Annotated in this window: 12 protein-coding genes; 10 read left to right on the forward strand and 2 right to left on the reverse strand. The window is 71.8% G+C overall.

Annotated features, from left to right (window positions below; genetic code table 11):
• Positions 1–133 precede the first annotated feature (133 nt).
• On the reverse strand, positions 134–1,450 hold the full coding sequence (locus Q9R26_RS01585) for a sugar ABC transporter substrate-binding protein (RefSeq protein WP_259579893.1): 1,317 nt from the start codon (positions 1,448–1,450) through the stop codon (positions 134–136).
• Positions 1,447–3,432, reverse strand: a complete 1,986-nt coding sequence (locus Q9R26_RS01590) for a beta-L-arabinofuranosidase domain-containing protein (RefSeq protein WP_311226369.1) — start codon at positions 3,430–3,432, stop codon at positions 1,447–1,449. Before Q9R26_RS01590 ends, Q9R26_RS01585 begins: the two co-directional genes overlap by 4 nt.
• Before the next feature lie 164 nt (positions 3,433–3,596).
• Between Q9R26_RS01590 and Q9R26_RS01595 the strand changes: the two genes are divergently transcribed.
• From Q9R26_RS01595 to Q9R26_RS01640, 10 genes are all read left to right on the forward strand, one after another.
• Positions 3,597–4,595 (forward strand): LacI family DNA-binding transcriptional regulator, encoded by a 999-nt coding sequence (locus tag Q9R26_RS01595; RefSeq protein ID WP_311226370.1) that lies wholly within the window; start codon positions 3,597–3,599, stop codon positions 4,593–4,595.
• 514 nt (positions 4,596–5,109) lie between these two features.
• A complete protein-coding gene (locus tag Q9R26_RS01600; protein WP_311226371.1) occupies positions 5,110–6,813 on the forward strand; it encodes an FGGY-family carbohydrate kinase in 1,704 nt (567 codons plus the stop codon).
• Positions 6,810–7,520 (forward strand): L-ribulose-5-phosphate 4-epimerase, encoded by a 711-nt coding sequence (locus tag Q9R26_RS01605; RefSeq protein WP_182064755.1) that lies wholly within the window; start codon positions 6,810–6,812, stop codon positions 7,518–7,520. The genes Q9R26_RS01600 and Q9R26_RS01605 overlap by 4 nt, the downstream gene beginning before the upstream one ends.
• Positions 7,517–9,049 (forward strand): L-arabinose isomerase, encoded by a 1,533-nt coding sequence (gene araA, locus Q9R26_RS01610; RefSeq protein ID WP_182064754.1) that lies wholly within the window; start codon positions 7,517–7,519, stop codon positions 9,047–9,049. Before Q9R26_RS01605 ends, araA begins: the two co-directional genes overlap by 4 nt.
• A gap of 17 nt (positions 9,050–9,066) precedes the next feature.
• Positions 9,067–10,341, forward strand: a complete 1,275-nt coding sequence (locus Q9R26_RS01615; RefSeq protein ID WP_311226372.1) for an FAD-binding protein — start codon at positions 9,067–9,069, stop codon at positions 10,339–10,341.
• Positions 10,342–10,435: 94 nt separating this feature from the next.
• Positions 10,436–11,353 carry a cation-transporting ATPase gene (locus Q9R26_RS01620; RefSeq protein ID WP_311226373.1) on the forward strand — a complete coding sequence of 306 codons (918 nt, stop codon included), beginning with the start codon at positions 10,436–10,438 and terminating at the stop codon, positions 11,351–11,353.
• 204 nt (positions 11,354–11,557) lie between these two features.
• On the forward strand, positions 11,558–13,225 hold the full coding sequence (locus tag Q9R26_RS01625) for an ABC transporter substrate-binding protein (RefSeq protein ID WP_311226374.1): 1,668 nt from the start codon (positions 11,558–11,560) through the stop codon (positions 13,223–13,225).
• On the forward strand, positions 13,222–14,943 hold the full coding sequence (locus tag Q9R26_RS01630; RefSeq protein WP_311226375.1) for an ABC transporter ATP-binding protein: 1,722 nt from the start codon (positions 13,222–13,224) through the stop codon (positions 14,941–14,943). Before Q9R26_RS01625 ends, Q9R26_RS01630 begins: the two co-directional genes overlap by 4 nt.
• The gene (locus tag Q9R26_RS01635; protein WP_182064750.1) at positions 14,940–15,875 is read left to right on the forward strand and encodes an ABC transporter permease; all 936 of its coding nucleotides are present in this window, start codon (positions 14,940–14,942) and stop codon (positions 15,873–15,875) included. Before Q9R26_RS01630 ends, Q9R26_RS01635 begins: the two co-directional genes overlap by 4 nt.
• Entirely contained in the window at positions 15,872–16,876 is a 1,005-nt protein-coding gene (locus Q9R26_RS01640) for an ABC transporter permease (RefSeq protein ID WP_111047198.1), read from the forward strand. Before Q9R26_RS01635 ends, Q9R26_RS01640 begins: the two co-directional genes overlap by 4 nt.
• Positions 16,877–16,973 lie beyond the last annotated feature (97 nt).

Consider the following 16,973-nt stretch of genomic DNA (forward strand, 5'->3'; position numbering starts at 1 on the left):
GTGCACCTCTCTGTGCATCAACAAGAGCGAGACGAGCGAGACGAGCGAGACGAGCGAGACGAGCGAGACGAGCGGGACGAGCGGGACGAGCCCAGAGCCCGAGACGGGCGACAGACGAGCGGAGCAGGCCGGCTCAGGCCTGCACCTGGTCGAGGATCCGCTGGTAGTCGGACTGCGCCGTCCGCATGGCGGCAGCGCTTCCCGACCCGAACACGGCCTGGCGGAACATCGCGAAGTACGGCGACGACGGCTGGTTGTTGAGCAGGTTGTACGCCAGCGTCTGCGGTGCGTAGCCCTTCTCGATGGCGTCGAGGGGGCCGTACGCCAGCGGGAACCGCTTGCGGTACTCCGGGGTGGCGGCGTCGGACCGCGTCGGGAAGTACCCGCCGTCCGGCAGCGCCTGCTGCTGCTGGAGGCTGTTCGCGTACTGCATGAACGCCCACCCGCCGGACGGGTTCGCTGCTCCGTTCGGGATGCACATGTTGTCGCCGCCGTCGAAGAACGACCGCTGGCCGTCCCACGACGGGATGAGCACCGTCCGCATCTTCGCCCGCATCGCCTTGGTGGCCGCGGGCACGGTCGCCCCGTACGAGGTCGGGAAGATCCCCACCTTGCCGGCCCGGAAGTCGGCGCCCCACGTGGTGCCCGCGTCGGAGTACGTCGCCTTCGACAGCACGCCGTCCTTCCACAGCTGCCGGTAGAACTCGAGCATGCGTTCGAGGGCCTCGTTGCCGGTGATGTTCGCCCGCTGGGATCCCACCTCGCCGGTCATCATGTCGACTCCGGTCGCCCAGACGTGCGGCTGCGTGACGAAGCCGATGATGCCGGCGGCGTTGCCGGAGATCGACCAGCCGTACACGTCGTCGTCGAGCTTGCGGATGGCCTTCGCCGCGTCGAGCAGCGTGGACAGGTCCTTCGTCGACTCCTCGACGTCGAGGCCCGCGCGCTCGAACAGCTCGGTGTTCACGAACAGCTGCGAGTTGTCGGCCAGGTAGGGCAGGCCGTAGTACCGGTCGCGGTACTCGAGCAGCCGCAGGTGGCCGGGTGAGATCGCGTCGAAGTAGTCGAGTCCCTGCACGACGTCGGTGAGGTCCGCGAACGCCTCTCGGAAGATGAACAGCTGCGAGTTGATGTCGTCGATGTCGACGACGTCCGGCGGCTCACCCCCACGGATCGCGGTCGCCAGCTTGGTCACGTACTGCGCGTCCGGCACGGGCGTCAGCTGGACCTGCAGCTCCGGGTTCGCCTTGTTGAACCCGGCGACGGCGGACGTCAGGCCGGCCTGGGTCGCCGACCGGCACCACACCTGCACGGTGCCGGTCGCGTCCTTCCCGAAGCTCGCGGGCTTCGCGACGACCTTCGGCAGGGTGCCGGAGCACCCGGCCAGGGCGAGGGCGGCTCCGCCGGCGACGCCGCCGACGAGGAACGCACGGCGGTCCACGCCGGTCACCGCGCCAGCGGGAGCCAGACGCGCATCGGCGCGGCTCCCCGGTTGGCCCACGCGTAGTACGGGACCGCGGTCGCGGTGACGTCGCGACCGGCCTGGAGGCCCGTGGTGGCGCCCTGCGGACCAGCCACGTCGTCGACGCTGGTCGCGTCGCGGGCCGTGGTCGCGCCTCCCGGACCGTCCAGCCGCCGGTACGGCCAGGCCGGCTGCACGTGCTCGGCCGGGGCGTGCCCCGGGATCCGCAGCGTGACGACGCCGTCGAGCAGGTCGTCGCGGCGCTCCTCGGTGATCGGCGCGTCCGCGTCGACCGTCAGGTCGTCGACCGTGAAGCCCTGCTGGTCCGCCTGCTCGACCGCGTACACGAGCGGTCCGCGCTCGATCGCGACCTGCCCACGGGCGGCGTCGATGCGGGCGTCGGCGACGTAGCGGTGCGGCGTCGTGTCGAAGAGGAGCTCGACCGTGTCGCCCGCCGACCACTCGCGGTCGACGACGTGCAGCGTGTCCGCCGCAGGGTTCGCGGACCCGTCCGGACCCGTGACGGTCGTGGTGTCCGACCAGGCCGGGATCCGCAGACCCAGGGCGAGCGAGCCGTCCTCGGTGACCGTCACGCGGACGCGGCCGTCGTGCGGGTAGTCGGTCTCGACCCGCACCGGGCCGAGGTCGGCGGTGGCGTACTGGTGGACCTGCAGCCCGCCGTCGGTCGCGGTGGCCAGGTACCCGTCGAGGCTCGCGAACGTCCGCATGATGTTCGGCGGGCAGCAGGCGCAGTCGAACCAGCCGCGGCGGCCGTGCGCGGGGGAGCGGTTCTCGTCCTGGTGCGCGTGGTCACGCTGCTGCAGCGGGTTGACGTAGAAGTACTCGGTGCCGGCCAGGCTCACGCCCGCGAGGAACGCGTTGTACAGCAGGCGCTCGATGGCGTCGGCGTAGACCGGCTTGCCGGTGGCGAGCAGCAGGCGCCAGGCCCACTGGACCCCGCCGATGGCCGCGCAGGTCTCGGCGTAGCCGCGGTCGGTCGGCAGCTCGTACGGGTCGCCGAACGCCTCCCAGTCCCACCGGGCCCCGAGTCCGCCGGTGATGAAGGCCTTCGTCGCCATCATGTCTGCGAACTGCGTCTCGCTCGCGGCCAGGAGCTCGGCGTCACCGGTCTCGATCGCGACGTCCACGGCACCCGCGGCCAGGTACACGGCGCGGACGGCGTGGCCCTCGACGGTCGTGGCCTGCCGGCTCGGCACCCGGTCGGAGAAGTACGTCGGTTCGCCGCCGGCGCGTTCGATGATGCCGTGCCCGCGGGCGTCGACGAACCAGTGCGCCAGGTCGAGGTAGTCACGGTTGCCGGTCTCGCGGTACAGCTCGACGAGCCCCATCTCGACGACGGGGTGGCCGTCGACGTCCTGGACGTGGTCGTCGCCCGGGCCGAACGTGCGCACCAGGTGGTCGGCGTTCTTGATCGCGACGTCGAGCAGCCCGGTGTCGCCCGTCGCACGGTGCTGGGCCACGGCCGCCTGGTACAGGTGCCCGGCGCAGTACATCTCGTGGCTCCACTTGAGGTCCGTGTACCGCTCGCCCTCGCCGCGGACCTGCTGCACGGAGTCCAGGTACCCGTCGTCCGCCTGCGCCTGCGCGTACAGGGCGGTGACCTCGCGCTGCAGGTCGAGCAGGTCCTCGGCGGGGGCGCGGCCGTACTCCCACGCCACGGCTTCGAGCCACTTCGTCACATCGGAGTCCATGAAGATCGGGCCGACGGCCTCGCCCTCCTCGAGTCCGGCGGCGATGCGGAGGTTGCGGAAGTTGCCGGCCGTCTCCAGCTGCTGGTAGCCGCTGCGGACGGCGTCGCGGCCGTTGCGCTCCTGGCGGAGCGCCCAGAAGCCGCCGGCGATCCGGGCGTCGCCGGTGGGCAGCGGCCGGAGCGTGAGGTGCGCGTCGGCGGTCGGGAGGACCGGGGTCGCGGTGTGCGCGCCGCGATCGGTCGCGAGCGTGGTGGTCATGTCGCCTCCTTGCGATGTGACTGGCACCGTTCGGATGGCTTCGGCCATCCGGAAAACGGTTTCTGCGGTGGACGTTACGACACGGGGTGGACATCGCGCAAGGGCATCGCCGCGGTTTTGTGTAGGGTCATCGGCACACCCTGTTCATCGGAAAGGTGGTTGCCGTGACGCTCGAACGCACCGGACAGCCGATCCGAATAACCGACGTGGCGGCGCTCGCCGGGGTGTCGATCGGCACCGCGTCGAAGGCGCTGAACGGCACCGGGCAGCTGCGGGACGCCACCCGGCTGCGCGTGAAGGACGCCGCCGAGAAGCTCGGGTTCGTCGCCGATGCCCGAGCCCGCGCGCTGTCGTCGGGCCGGACCTACACCGTCGGCATGATCACCACCGACTCGTTCGGCCGGTTCTCGATCCCGGTGCTGCTCGGCGCCGAGGACGCCCTGTCCGCCGGACGGATGGCCGTCCTGCTGTGCGACACCCGCGACGACCACGTGCGCGAGGCCCACTACCTGCGCTCCCTGGCGGCCCGCGGCGTCGACGGCATCATCGTCACCGGCCGTTCCGCCGACGCCCGGCCCCCGATCGACGTGTCCATCCCCGTCGTCTACGCCTTCACGCCCTCGACCGACGACGCCGATGTGTCGATCACCCTCGACGACGCCGCCGGGTCGGCACTCGTCGCCTCGCACGTGCGCTCGCTCGGGCGGCAGCGGGTCGCGATCGTGACGGGGCCGGCCCGACACCGGTCCGCGGCGCGACGGGTGGCTGGTGCCTCGTCGGTCCTCGGGTCGCACCTGGTCACCGACCCGCTGTACGGCGAGTGGTCGGAGCGCTGGGGGCGGCAGGCCGTGGACGTGCTGGCTCGGGAGTCGCCCGACGTCGACGCGATCGTCTGCGGCAGCGACCAGATCGCCCGGGGCGTGTGCGACCGGCTGCGGGAGCTCGGACGTTCGGTGCCCGGAGACGTCGCGGTCACCGGGTTCGACGACTGGGACGTGATGGCGCTCGCCTCGAGGCCGCCGCTGACCACCGTGGACCTGCGGCTCGAGGAGCTCGGACGCGTCGCGGGGCAGGCGCTCCTCGCCCTGATCGACGGCGGGACGGCGTCGTCGGCGGCCGTGACCCCGTCGCTCGTCATCCGCGAGAGCACCGTCGGCGCGTAGGGCGGTCACGACACCCCGTCCGCCGTGGTCGAGTGGTCACGAGTCGTCGTTCGGCGCGCCTCCAGCCGACAGTTCGTGATCCCGCGGTGAGGAGGCAGCGGGGTGTCGTGACCTTCCCGGGCACTGCCGCTCGGGGTGTCGCGGGTTCGGCGGGCCGCTGGTCAGGACCCGCGCGGATGTGGGGTGGCGAGTGGTCGGGGCTCGCGCGGGTGCGGGGCTGCGGTGGTCGCACGTCGTCGTCGCCCTCGTGCGTCGCTCGGTCACGACCCGTCGTGCGTGGGACGTCGAGTGGTCAGGAACGGTCGGCTGTGGATGCGCCGGACGACGGTCCGTGACCGGTCGGGGGAGCTGAGCGGGGTGTTGGACCGTTGGGGAGGCGGGCGGACGAGTGGGACGGGCGGGACGGGCGGGACGGGCGGGCAGGACGGGCGGCGCGCCGCGGCGTTGCACGAGTGAGCGCTCACGTGCCAGGATGTGAGCGCTCACTGAGGACGACGAGGTTCTGGAGGAACGCATGGGCGACGACCGCCGACAGCGGATCGTGGACGGCCGCACCACACTCGGGATCGAGCTCGGCTCCACCCGCATCAAGGCCTGCCTGGTGGACGAGGACCTCGTGCCCATCGCGGCGGGTTCCCACGAGTGGGAGAACGAGTACGTCGACGGGCGCTGGACCTACTCGCTCGAGGCCGTCGAGACCGGACTGCGCGCCGCGTACGCAGCCCTGGTGGCCGACGTCGAGGCGCAGTACGGCGTCGCCCCGAGCAGCTACCGCGCGGTCGGCGTGAGCGCGATGATGCACGGCTACCTGGCGTTCGACGCCGAGGGCGAGCTGCTCGTGCCGTTCCGCACCTGGCGCAACACCTCCACCGGCCCCGCGGCCGAACGGCTCAGCGAGGCCCTCGGGTTCAACATCCCGCTGCGCTGGTCGATCGCGCACCTGTACCAGGCGGTCCTCGACGACGAGTCGCACGTGCCGTCGATCGCCGGCGTCACGACCCTGGCCGGCTACGTGCACCGCCGCCTGACCGGCCGGAACGTGCTGGGCGTCGGCGACGCGAGCGGCATGTTCCCGATCGAGGGCGGCCCCGTCGACAGCGGCCCCGGCGGCCCGGGCACCAAGGACTTCGACCACGCCATGCTCGCCACCGCCCAGGACCTGATCGGCCTGCCGGACCTGCGGTCCCTGCTGCCCGAGGTCCTCGTCGCCGGTGCCGAAGCCGGCGAGCTGACCCCCGAGGGCGCGGCCTGGCTCGACCCGACCGGCACGCTCGAACCCGGTGCACCGCTCTGCCCGCCCGAGGGCGACGCCGGCACCGGCATGGTCGCGACGAACGCCGTCGCCCCGCGCACCGGCAACGTGAGCGTCGGCACCAGCATCTTCGCGATGGTCGTGCTCGAGCAGCCGCTGACCACCGCGCACGAGGAACTCGACGTCGTCACCACCCCGGCCGGCGACGCCGTGGCGATGGTGCACTGCAACAACGGCGCGAGCGAGATCGCGAGCTGGGCCCGGGTGTTCGGACGCTTCGCCGAGGCCTCGAGCGAGCGGACCGGTGCGACCCCGATCGGCACCGACGACGTCTACGCAACGCTGCTCGCCGAGGCCGTCGCCGACGACACCGACCCGGACGCCGGCGGTCTGCTCTCCTTCAACTACCTGGCCGGCGAACCCGTCACCCACGTCGAGGACGGCCGGCCGCTGCTGCTCCGCGCCCCCGGTGCACGCTTCACGCTCGGCAACCTGGTCCGCTCCGAGGTGCACGGGGCCTTCGCGACCCTGGCCATCGGCATGGACGTCCTGCACGGCGAACAGGTGCAGGTCGACCGGATGACCGCGCACGGTGGGCTCTTCCGCACGCCGGGTGCCCCGCAGCGGCTCCTCGCGGCGGCCCTGCGGGTACCGATCGCGCTCGAGGAGACCGCGGGCGAGGGCGGCGCGTGGGGGATCGCGGTACTGGCGGCCTACCTCGAGCACACCGACCAGCAGCTCGCCGACTACCTGTCCGACACCGTGTTCGGCGGGGACGCCGTGCACGTGGCCGAACCCGAGCCGGCGGACGTCGCCGGGTTCCAGACGTACCTGGACCGCTACCGGTCCGCACTGCCCGTGCAGGACGTCGCCGCGGCGGCGACCCGCCCCGGCGCGGCCACAGGACCGACCGGAGAGACCGACGGCGCCGACCCGCGCCTCCAGACAGAGGAAGTGACCCGATGACGGACGCGATCGACGAGACCACGCGACAGGCCGTCGCCGCGACGCGGGAGCGCGTCGCCCGCCTGCACGGCGAACTCGTCCGCTACGGCCTGGTGATCTGGACCGGCGGCAACGTCTCCGAGCGCGTGCCCGGCACGGACCTGTTCGTCATCAAGCCGAGCGGAGTGTCGAGCGACGACCTGACGCCGGAGAACCAGGTCGTCTGCACCCTCGATGGTGTGCCGGCCGAGGGCTGGGGCAACGAGCACGGCCCGTCCAGCGACACCGCCGCGCACGCCTACGTGTACCGGAACATGCCCGAGGTCGGCGGCGTCGTGCACACCCACTCGACCTACGCGACGGCCTGGGCCGCCCGCGCCGAGGCGATCCCGTGCGTGATCACGGCGATGGCGGACGAGTTCGGCGGACCCATCCCGGTCGGCCCGTTCGCGATCATCGGCGACGACTCGATCGGCCACGGCATCGTCGACACCCTGAGCGGGCACCGCAGCCGTGCCGTGCTGATGCAGAACCACGGCGTCTTCACGATCGGCAAGGACGCGAAGGACGCCGTCAAGGCGGCCGTGATGTGCGAGGACGTCGCCCGCACGGTGCACATCGCGAAGCAGGGCGGCGAGCTCGTCCCGATCGCCCCGGAGAACATCGATCGACTCTTCGATCGCTACCAGAACGTCTACGGACAGAACCCCGAAGGAGCCATGCGATGACGCAGGACACCACCGTCGACCCCCAGGCCACGCTCGACAGCTACGAGGTCTGGTTCCTCACCGGCTCCCAGGGTCTGTACGGCGAGGAGACCCTGCGCCAGGTCGAGGAGCAGAGCAAGGCCGTCCACGCGGAACTCGCGGGGTACCTGCCGGTCAAGCTGGTCTGGAAGCCCGTGCTCAAGGACGCCGACGGCATCCGCCGGGCCCTCATCGAGGCGAGCGCCGACGACAAGGTCATCGGCGTCACCACCTGGATGCACACGTTCAGCCCGGCCAAGATGTGGATCGGCGGCCTGCAGGCGCTGACCAAGCCGCTGCTGCACCTGCACACGCAGGCGAACGTCACGCTGCCCTGGGCGGACATCGACTTCGACTTCATGAACCTCAACCAGGCCGCGCACGGCGACCGGGAGTTCGGCTACGCCCTCGCTCGCCTCGGCGTCCGGCACGCCACGGCCGTCGGCCACGTCTCGGACCCCCGCGTCCAGCAGCGCGTCGCGAACTGGACCCGTGCCGCCGCCGGCGCCGCGGCCGTCCGCGAGCTGAAGCTGACCCGCTTCGGCGACAACATGCGCTACGTCGCCGTCACCGAGGGCGACAAGACCGAGGCCGAGATCGAGCTCGGCGTGCAGGTCAACACGTGGGCCGTCAACGAGCTCGCGGCAGCGGTGGACGCCGCAGCAGCGGACACGGCAGCGGTCGACGCGCTCGTGGCGACGTACGAGCGCGACTACGACGTCGACCCGTCACTCCGCAGCGCCGGCGAACGGCACGCCGCGCTCCGCGACGGTGCCGCCATCGAGATCGGCCTCCGCACCCTGCTCGCGCAGAACGGCAGCGCCGCGTTCACCACGAACTTCGAGGACCTCGGCTCGCTCAAGCAGCTGCCGGGCCTGGCGGTGCAGCGCCTGATGGCCGACGGCTACGGCTTCGGTGCCGAGGGTGACTGGAAGACGGCGGTCCTGGTCCGCGCGATGAACGTCGCCGGTGCCGGCCTGCCCGGTGGTGCCTCCCTGATGGAGGACTACACCTACGACCTCACCCCGGGCGCCGAGAAGATCCTCGGGGCGCACATGCTCGAGGTCTCGCCGACGCTCACCACCACGAAGCCGACGCTCGAAATCCACCCGCTCGGCATCGGTGGCAAGGACGACCCGGTGCGCCTGGTCTTCACCGCCGACTCCGGCGAGGCCGTCGTCGTCGCGCTGTCCGACACCCGCGACGGCTTCCGCCTCACCGCGAACGTCGTCGACGTCGTGCCCCCGACCGAGGCCCTGCCGAAGCTGCCCGTGGGCCGCGCGGTCTGGGAGCCCCGGCCGTCGTTCCCCGTCGCCGCCGAGGCCTGGCTCACCGCCGGTGCCGCGCACCACACCGTGATGACGACGGCGGTCGGCCTGCAGGTCGTCGAGGACTTCGCGACCATGGTCGGCACCGAGTTCCTGGTCATCGACGAGCACACCACCGCCCGCGGGTTCCGCGACGAGCTGCGTCTCCAGCAGACGTGGCACCGTCTCGACCGCGGCTTCTAGAGGAGTCAGGACCCACGATGGACGACGTGATCGCGGCCGAGCGCACCCGCACCAACTGGGCGGGTAACGTCACCTACCGTGCCTCGGCGCTGGCCCGGCCGACGTCGATGGACGAGCTCCAGCAGCTCGTCGCCTCGACGCCGCGCCTGACGGCGCTCGGCTCGCGACACTCGTTCAACACCATCGCCGACACCGACGCCGTCCAGGTGTCGCTGTCGGACCTGCCGCCCGTGCTCGACATCGACACGTCGCGTCGCGTCGTGCGCGTCGCCGCCGGCATGACGCACAGCCAGGTCGCGGCCGGTCTGGAGGCCCGTGGCTGGGCGCTCGGGAACCTCGCGTCCCTGCCGCACATCTCCACGGCCGGGGCCGTCGCCACGGGCACGCACGGCTCCGGCGTGCGGAACCCGTCGCTCGCGCAGGCGGTGGTCGGCCTCGACGTCGTCCGCGCCTCCGGGGAGCTCGCGCACGTCGACGCCTCGTCGCCCGACGGGCTGCTCGACGCCCACCGGGTGGGGATCGGCGCGCTCGGCGTCGTCACCGTGGTGGAGCTCGCGATCGAGCCGACGTTCCAGGTCGCCACGACGGTGCACCTCGACCTGCCGTGGGACGCGGTTGCCACGCAGTTCGACCAGGTGATGTCCGATGCGTACTCGGTGTCGATGTTCACCTCCTTCGACGACCGCGGTGCCCGGCAGGTCTGGGTCAAGCACCGCGTCGACGAGGCTGCTCCGACCGTCGACCTCGTCGCCCTCGGTGCCCGGGTCGCCTCCGGACCGGTGCACCCGGGCGAGAACGACCCGGCCGGCGTCACCGAGCAGGGCGGCGTGCCGGGGCCCTGGTCCGAGCGGCTGCCGCACTTCCGGTCCTCGTTCACCCCGTCGACCGGGGCCGAGATCCAGGCGGAGTACCTGATCCCCGCAGCCTCGGCGGTGGAGGCGCTCGAGGCGCTCCGACCGCTGGCGTTGCTGTTCGCCCCGATCCTCATCGCCGCCGAGGTCCGCACCATCGCGGCCGACACCGCGTGGCTCGCACCCTCGGCCGGCCGGCAGTCGGTCGGCCTGCACTTCACGTTCCGCCGGGACGCCGCCGCGGTGGCCACCGCCGTCGAGCGGATCGAGGAGGTGCTCGCGCCGTTCGACCCGAGGCCGCACTGGGGCAAGGTGTCCGCCGCGAGTGCCGAGCGGTTGCACGAGGCGTACCCGCGGCTGTCCGACTTCGCCGCACTCGCCCGTGACCTCGACCCCACGGGGCGGTTCCGCAACGCGTTCCTCGCGCGCGTCCTGTCCTGAGCCGCGCCGGTTCCCAGGGGATCGGGATGCGTTGTCCGGGTGTCGCACCGGAGCAGCGCCGGGCGTTCACATGTGAGGACGCAAAGGTCGGGGCATGGCGAACCTCAACCGCATCATCGGCATGGCCTCCAAGGTCATCGACAAGCAGCTCCAGAAGCGTGGGCAGGGGGGAACCGCGCCGGGCGCCGGACCGCAGCAGGGCGGAACCGACTGGCGCGGCATCGTGCGCAGCGCTGCGGACAAGCTGACCGGCGACGACCGGAACCAGCAGCAGGCGCGGCCGCAGTACGGCCAGCCGCAGCAGTACGGCCAGCCACAGCAGTACGGCCAGCCACAGCAGTACGGCCAGCAGCCGCAGCAGCACGCTCGCACGCCGCAGCACGGGGCCGACGCCGACAAGGTCGCCCTGGCGAAGTACGACTACCTGCTCCGCACCTCGTCGCCGGAGCAGCTCGAGCAGGTCCACCACGACGCCTTCGCGCGGCTCACCCCCGCGCAGCGCCAGCAGGTCCGCGACCGCCTGAACTCCGAGCTCCCGCCCCATGAGCACCTGCGCGACGACTCGGCGGGCGGCATGGCCCGTGCGATGACCCGCGGGGAGATGTCGCGACCGGGTCTGGTCCGACGGGTCCTCGGCGGTTCCGGCCGCAACGGCAACGGCCGCGGCCGCGCCGGGGCCTTCGCCGGTGGTGCGGCGGTCGGCGCCGGCGCGATGGCGTTCGGTGGCCTCGCCGCCGCGGTGGCCGGGGGAGCGGTGCTGAGTGCCGCCGCAGGGCCGGTCCTGGCAGGGGCCGCCGACCTCGGCGTCGACTTCGAGGGGATCGCCTCGGGCATGGGCGACCTCGGGCTCGGTGACCTCGGCGGTGGCGTCGAGGGAGTGCTCGGCGAGGGCGAGCAGCTCCTCGGCGGGTTCGGCGAGCAGGCCGCGGGCCTGGGGGAGCAGGTGTCTGGTCTCGGCGAGCAGGCGTCGAACCTCGGCAACGACTTCCTCGGCGGGCTCTTCGACCGCTGACGCACTGCTGTGCGAACGCATCGGGAATAGCGGGTCGACGTCAGGCGCTTGCAATGTTTCGTCGTGCGTCGTCCGACGCACGCGAGATTCGGACGGGCCACCGTCGCGGTGTCAGGATGGACGCCGCCCGGCAGGTGGACCGTTCCGCCGTCGCAGCGACCGCCACCGCGATCGCGACCCCCTTCCCCGAGGAGCAGCACCGTCATGAGACGCCCCAACCGCCTGACGATCACCGCGGCCGTCGCCGCAGCAGCAGCCCTGGTCCTGACCGGCTGCTCGGGTGGGGGTTCGTCCGACGACGGCGCCGAGGGCACGGCCAAGGGCGGCACGCTCAACATCCTGACGCCGCAGACCTCGTTCCACCTCGACCCCGCGACCAGCCAGAGCCTCGGCATCACGTCGCTGGGCCTCGTGGCCCGACGGCTCACCACGTGGGACGTCGAGCCGGGCAAGACGGCGAAGGTCGTCCCCGATCTGGCGACCAACACCGGGGTCTCGAGCGACGACGGCAAGACCTGGACCTACACGCTGAAGGACGGCGTCGAGTTCCAGGACGGCACGCCGATCACCACGAAGGACATCAAGTGGGGCATCGAGCGGTCGTTCGCGCCGACCCTGAGCGGTGGCCTGAGCTACCACAAGTCGCTCCTGGTGGGCGGTGCCGACTACAAGGGTCCGTTCGACGGCAAGTCGCTCGACAGCATCGAGACCCCGAACGACAAGACCATCGTCTTCAAGCTGAACGACGCGTACGGCGACTGGCCGTGGCTCGCGTCGATGCCGGCATTCACCCCGGTGCCCGAGGGCGACGGCAAGGACACCGGCGCCTACGACCTGAAGCCGGTCGCGTCCGGTCCGTACCAGGTGCAGTCGAACACGCAGGGTTCGCAGGTCACGCTCGTCCGCAACGAGAACTGGAGCGCGAAGACCGACGAGGTCCGCACCGCGGGCCCGTCGAAGATCGTCTTCAAGGAGAGCCAGGACCAGTCCACGGTGACGCAGACGCTGATCGCGGACAACGGCGACGCCAAGAACTCGTTCGGCGCCATCTACCTGGGTGCCGCCGAGCTCAACCAGGTCCGCAGCAACCCGGCAGCCCAGGACCGCCTGGCCACGTCGAAGGCCGGCCCGATCAGCTACATGGCGATCAACACGCAGCGCGGTGCGCTCAAGGACCTCAAGGTCCGCCAGGCGGTGCAGTACGCGGTCGACCGCAAGTCCTTCCGGATCGCTGCCGGTGGGGCGATCGCCGGCTCGTACGCCTCGACGCTCATCACCCCGGGCATCGCCGGGCGCCAGGACTACGACCTGTACGAGACCAAGGCCACCGGCGACGTCGACAAGGCGAAGGAGCTGCTCGAGGAGGCCGGCGTCAGCAACCTGAAGCTGACCCTGGTCACCCAGAACGACCCGACCTACCTCGCCCAGGCCCAGGCGCTGCAGTCCGGCCTGAAGCGTGCCGGCATCGCCGTGACGCTCAAGCCGCTCGACTACGACTCCTTCACGCAGGCGACCACCAACGGCACCGACTTCGACCTGTCGCTGTCGAGCTGGCAGCCGGACTTCCCGAGCGCGAACGCCAACCTGCAGCCCCTGTACGACTCGTCGCAGATCGGTGGCGGCGGCTACAACGTCTCGAAGTACAGCAACCCCGAGGTGGACGCCCTGATCGCGAAGGCCAGCTCCACGGTCGACCAGGACGACGCGCAGAAGCTCTGGGCCCAGGCGGACCAGAAGATCATGGCCGACGCCCCGGTCGTGCCGCTCATCTACGCGAAGCAGTCCTTCCTCGCCGGTTCGAACGTGCAGAACTTCCAGATCGCTGACTTCCCCGCGTACCCGAACTACCTCAAGGTCTCGCTCCAGCAGTGACCGAACCGATCCTGCAGGTCGAGGGGCTCCGCGTCGCGTTCGGCGACGCGGAGCCCGTCGTCCGTGACGTCTCCTTCGACCTGACGCCCGGCCGGGTCCTCGCCCTGGTGGGCGAGTCCGGCTCGGGCAAGTCCGTCAGCGCCATGAGCGTGCTCGGGCTGCTGCCGCCACAGGCCTCGGTGTCGGGCAGCGCCCGGTTCCGCGGCGAGGAACTCATCGGCGCCCCCGTCGAGACGATCCGCGCCGTCCGGGGTGCGGGCATCGGCGTGGTGTTCCAGGAACCGATGAACTCGTTCACGCCGGTCCTGTCGATCGGCACGCAGATCGCCGAAGCCGTCAGGGCGCACCCGACCGGGCTCGACCGCGCCGGGGTCCGGGCGCGCGTCGACGAACTGCTCCGTGCCGCCGGCCTCACCGACCCGGAGCGCATCCGCAAGGCCTACCCGCACGAGCTGTCCGGCGGCCAGCTCCAGCGCGCGATGATCGCGATGGCCCTGGCCGGCGACCCGGTCGCACTCTTCGCCGACGAGCCCACGACCGCGCTCGACGTCACCGTGCAGGCCGGCATCCTGGACCTGCTCCGGCGCCTCGGCCGCGAGCGATCCCTCGCCGTGCTGCTCATCACCCACGACATGGGCGTGGTCGCGGACGTCGCGGATGACCTGCTGGTGCTGCGCCGCGGCGACCCGGTCGAGCACGGCACCGTCGCCGAGGTCTTCGCCCACCCGACCGCCGACTACACACGCGAGCTCCTCGCCGCCGTCCCCAGTTTGGAGGCGCGGTTCGGCGAGCCCGGCTCACGCGCCCAGCGACACCTCACGTCTGCGGGGGCGCGTGAGGAGTCGCCCAGCGCGAACACCGCTGTGGTGCCCGACGGGGCGGACGCGGGCCGCGCCTCCAGCCCGCTCGTCGCGCGCCTGCGTGACGTCGCGGTGCGGTACTCGCGCCGGGGCGGACCGACCGTGTCCGGCATCGACCTCGCCCTGCACGCCGGCGAGACCGTCGGCCTGGTGGGCGAATCCGGTTCCGGCAAGTCCACGATCGGGCGCGCGCTCGCGGGCCTGGTGCCCGTCGTCGCCGGGTCGGTCGAGGTGGACGGCAGCGATCTGCGGACGGCCCGCGGACGACGACTGCGCGAGCTGCGCAGTCGTGTCGGCATCGTGTTCCAGGACCCGGCGTCGTCGCTCAACCCGCGGCAGACCATCGGCTGGAGCATCGCGGAACCGCTGCTCGTGCACGGCACCGACTCCGCTGCGGACCGCGCCGAGCGGGTCCGCGAGCTGCTGACCGCCGTGCAGCTCGACCCGACGTGGGCCGAGCGGTTCCCGCACCAGCTGTCCGGCGGCCAGCGGCAGCGCGTCGCCGTCGCGCGTGCGCTCGCGCTGCGGCCGGCACTCGTCATCGCCGACGAACCGACCTCGGCCCTCGACGTCACGGTGCAGGCCGCCGTGCTCGACCTGCTGGCCGGGCTGCAGCGGGAGTTCGGCTTCGGCATGCTGCTCATCAGCCACGACCTCGCCGTCGTCCGCCAGCTCGCCGACCAGGTGATCGTGCTGCGCGACGGCCGGGTCGTCGAGCGGGGGACCACCGACGCCGTGCTCGACGACCCGCACCAGGACTACACGCGCATGCTCCTCGCCGCAGCGCCCGTCGCCGACCCCGTGCGCCAGGCCGCTCGCCGCGAGGCGTGGCGCGCGTGGGAAGGAGTGGCCTCGTGACGGCCAACGTCGTCGACCGCCCGGTCGCACCGTCCGGCCGGACCACCGGCTTCCGCGCCGTGGTGCGACGCGTCCGGCAGGACCGCTGGGCGGTGGCTTCGGCCGTCGTCATCGCGGTGTTCCTGGTGGTCGCCGTGGCGGCCCCGCTCATCGCGAAGGCGTCCGGGCAGGACCCGTACTCGTACGACATCGACGCGCTGAACGACTTCGGCGCTCCGCGCGGTCCGGGCGGCGGGATCAGCGGCGAGCACTGGTTCGGTGTCGAGCCCCTGACCGGGCGCGACCTGTTCTCGATCGTCACGTACGGTGCACGGACGTCGCTCGGCATCGGACTCGCGGCCACCCTGGTGTCGATCGTCATCGGCGTGCTCGTCGGCGTCACGACCGGGTTCTTCGGCGGCTGGTACGACCGCGTGCTCTCGCGGGTCGTCGACGTGATCTTCGGGTTCCCGTCGCTCGTGTTCATGATCGCCCTCACCGCCATCGTGCCGTCGTCGTTCCCGAAGCCCGTGCTCGTCGTGCTCGTCATCGGGTTCTTCGGCTGGCCGGCCGTGGCCCGCGTCGTGCGCGGGCAGACGCTGTCGCTCGTCAGCCGCAACTACGTCGTCGCCTCCACCGCGATGGGCGCAGGACGGTGGCACGTCATCCGTACGCAGCTGCTGCCGAACCTCGCCGCGACGATCACCGTCTACGCCACCATCTCGATCCCGTCGATGATCGGTGCCGAGGCCGCGCTCTCGTTCCTCGCCGTCGGCGTCAACCCGCCGACGCCGTCGTGGGGTCGCAGCATCGGCGACGCCATCGGCTGGGTGCAGACCGATCCCATGTACCTCGTGTTCCCCGGAGCCGCACTGTTCCTCATCACCCTCGCCTTCAACGTGCTCGGTGACGCCCTGCGCGACGCCCTCGACCCGCGAGGGGGTACCGCGTGAACGCCGCCACCCTGCGCTTCCTGGCGATCCGCGTGCTCGGGGCCGCCGTCGTGCTGCTCGTCGTCGCGGCCATCACGTACGCGCTGTTCATGCTCCTGCCGACCAACCCGGCACGGGCGATCTGCGACAAGCCCTGCACGCCGGACCGGCTGCGAGAGGTCCAGGCGTTCCTCGGCACCGACAAGCCCTGGCTCGCACAGTTCGGCGCCTACCTGGCCGGCATCTTCACGGGCCGGACCTTCGGCAGCGGCAACAGCGTGATCGAGTGCGCGGCACCGTGCTTCGGGTACTCGTTCCAGCTGCACGAGAGCGTCACCGAGCTGATCCTCGCGCGCCTGCCCGTCACCGCGTCGATCGCAGTGGGGGCCGCCGTGCTGTGGCTCGTCGCCGGGGTGTTCGGCGGCACCGTCTCGGCGTTGCGTCGCGGCACCTTCGTCGACCGCGCCGTGATGACGGTCGCGGTCGCCGGTGTCTCGTCACCGGCGTACCTGGTCGGGCTGCTCGGCATCCTGCTGTTCGGGTTCGTGCTCGGGATCCTGCCGACGAGCGGGTACGTGGCCTTCAGCGACGACCCCGTCGGCTGGTTCACCCACCTGATCCTGCCGTGGTGCGTGCTCGCCTTCATCAGCGCCGCGATCTACGCCCGGTTGACCCGTGGCGAGATGCTCGAGTCGATGTCGCAGGACTTCGTCCGGACCGCCCGGGCAAAGGGGCTGCGGGAGCGCCAGGTCGTCGTGCGGCACGGGCTCCGGACGGCGATCCTGCCCGTGGTGACGCTGTTCGGGCTCGACCTCGGGTCGCTGCTCGGTGGTGCGGTCATCACCGAGAAGGTGTTCTCGATGCAGGGCCTCGGCGCACTGCTCATCGACGCGGTGCACACGCTCGACCTGCAGGTGGTCGTCGGCTTCACGCTGTTCTCGGCGCTGCTGATCGTCACGGCGAACGTGATCGTCGACGTGGTCTACGCGTTCGTCGACCCGCGGGTGCGGCGCCGGGCGTAGGGCCGCGGCGTCGCCGCTCGTGTGGTGCGAGGTTCCGTACTCCGTGCGAGCCTGCACGCATCCCACGGAGTGCAGAACCTCGCACCAGAGCGCTCGC

This window comes from Curtobacterium sp. BRB10, from assembly GCF_031844325.1.
GTDB classification, from domain to species: Bacteria; Actinomycetota; Actinomycetes; order Actinomycetales; family Microbacteriaceae; genus Curtobacterium; species Curtobacterium poinsettiae_A.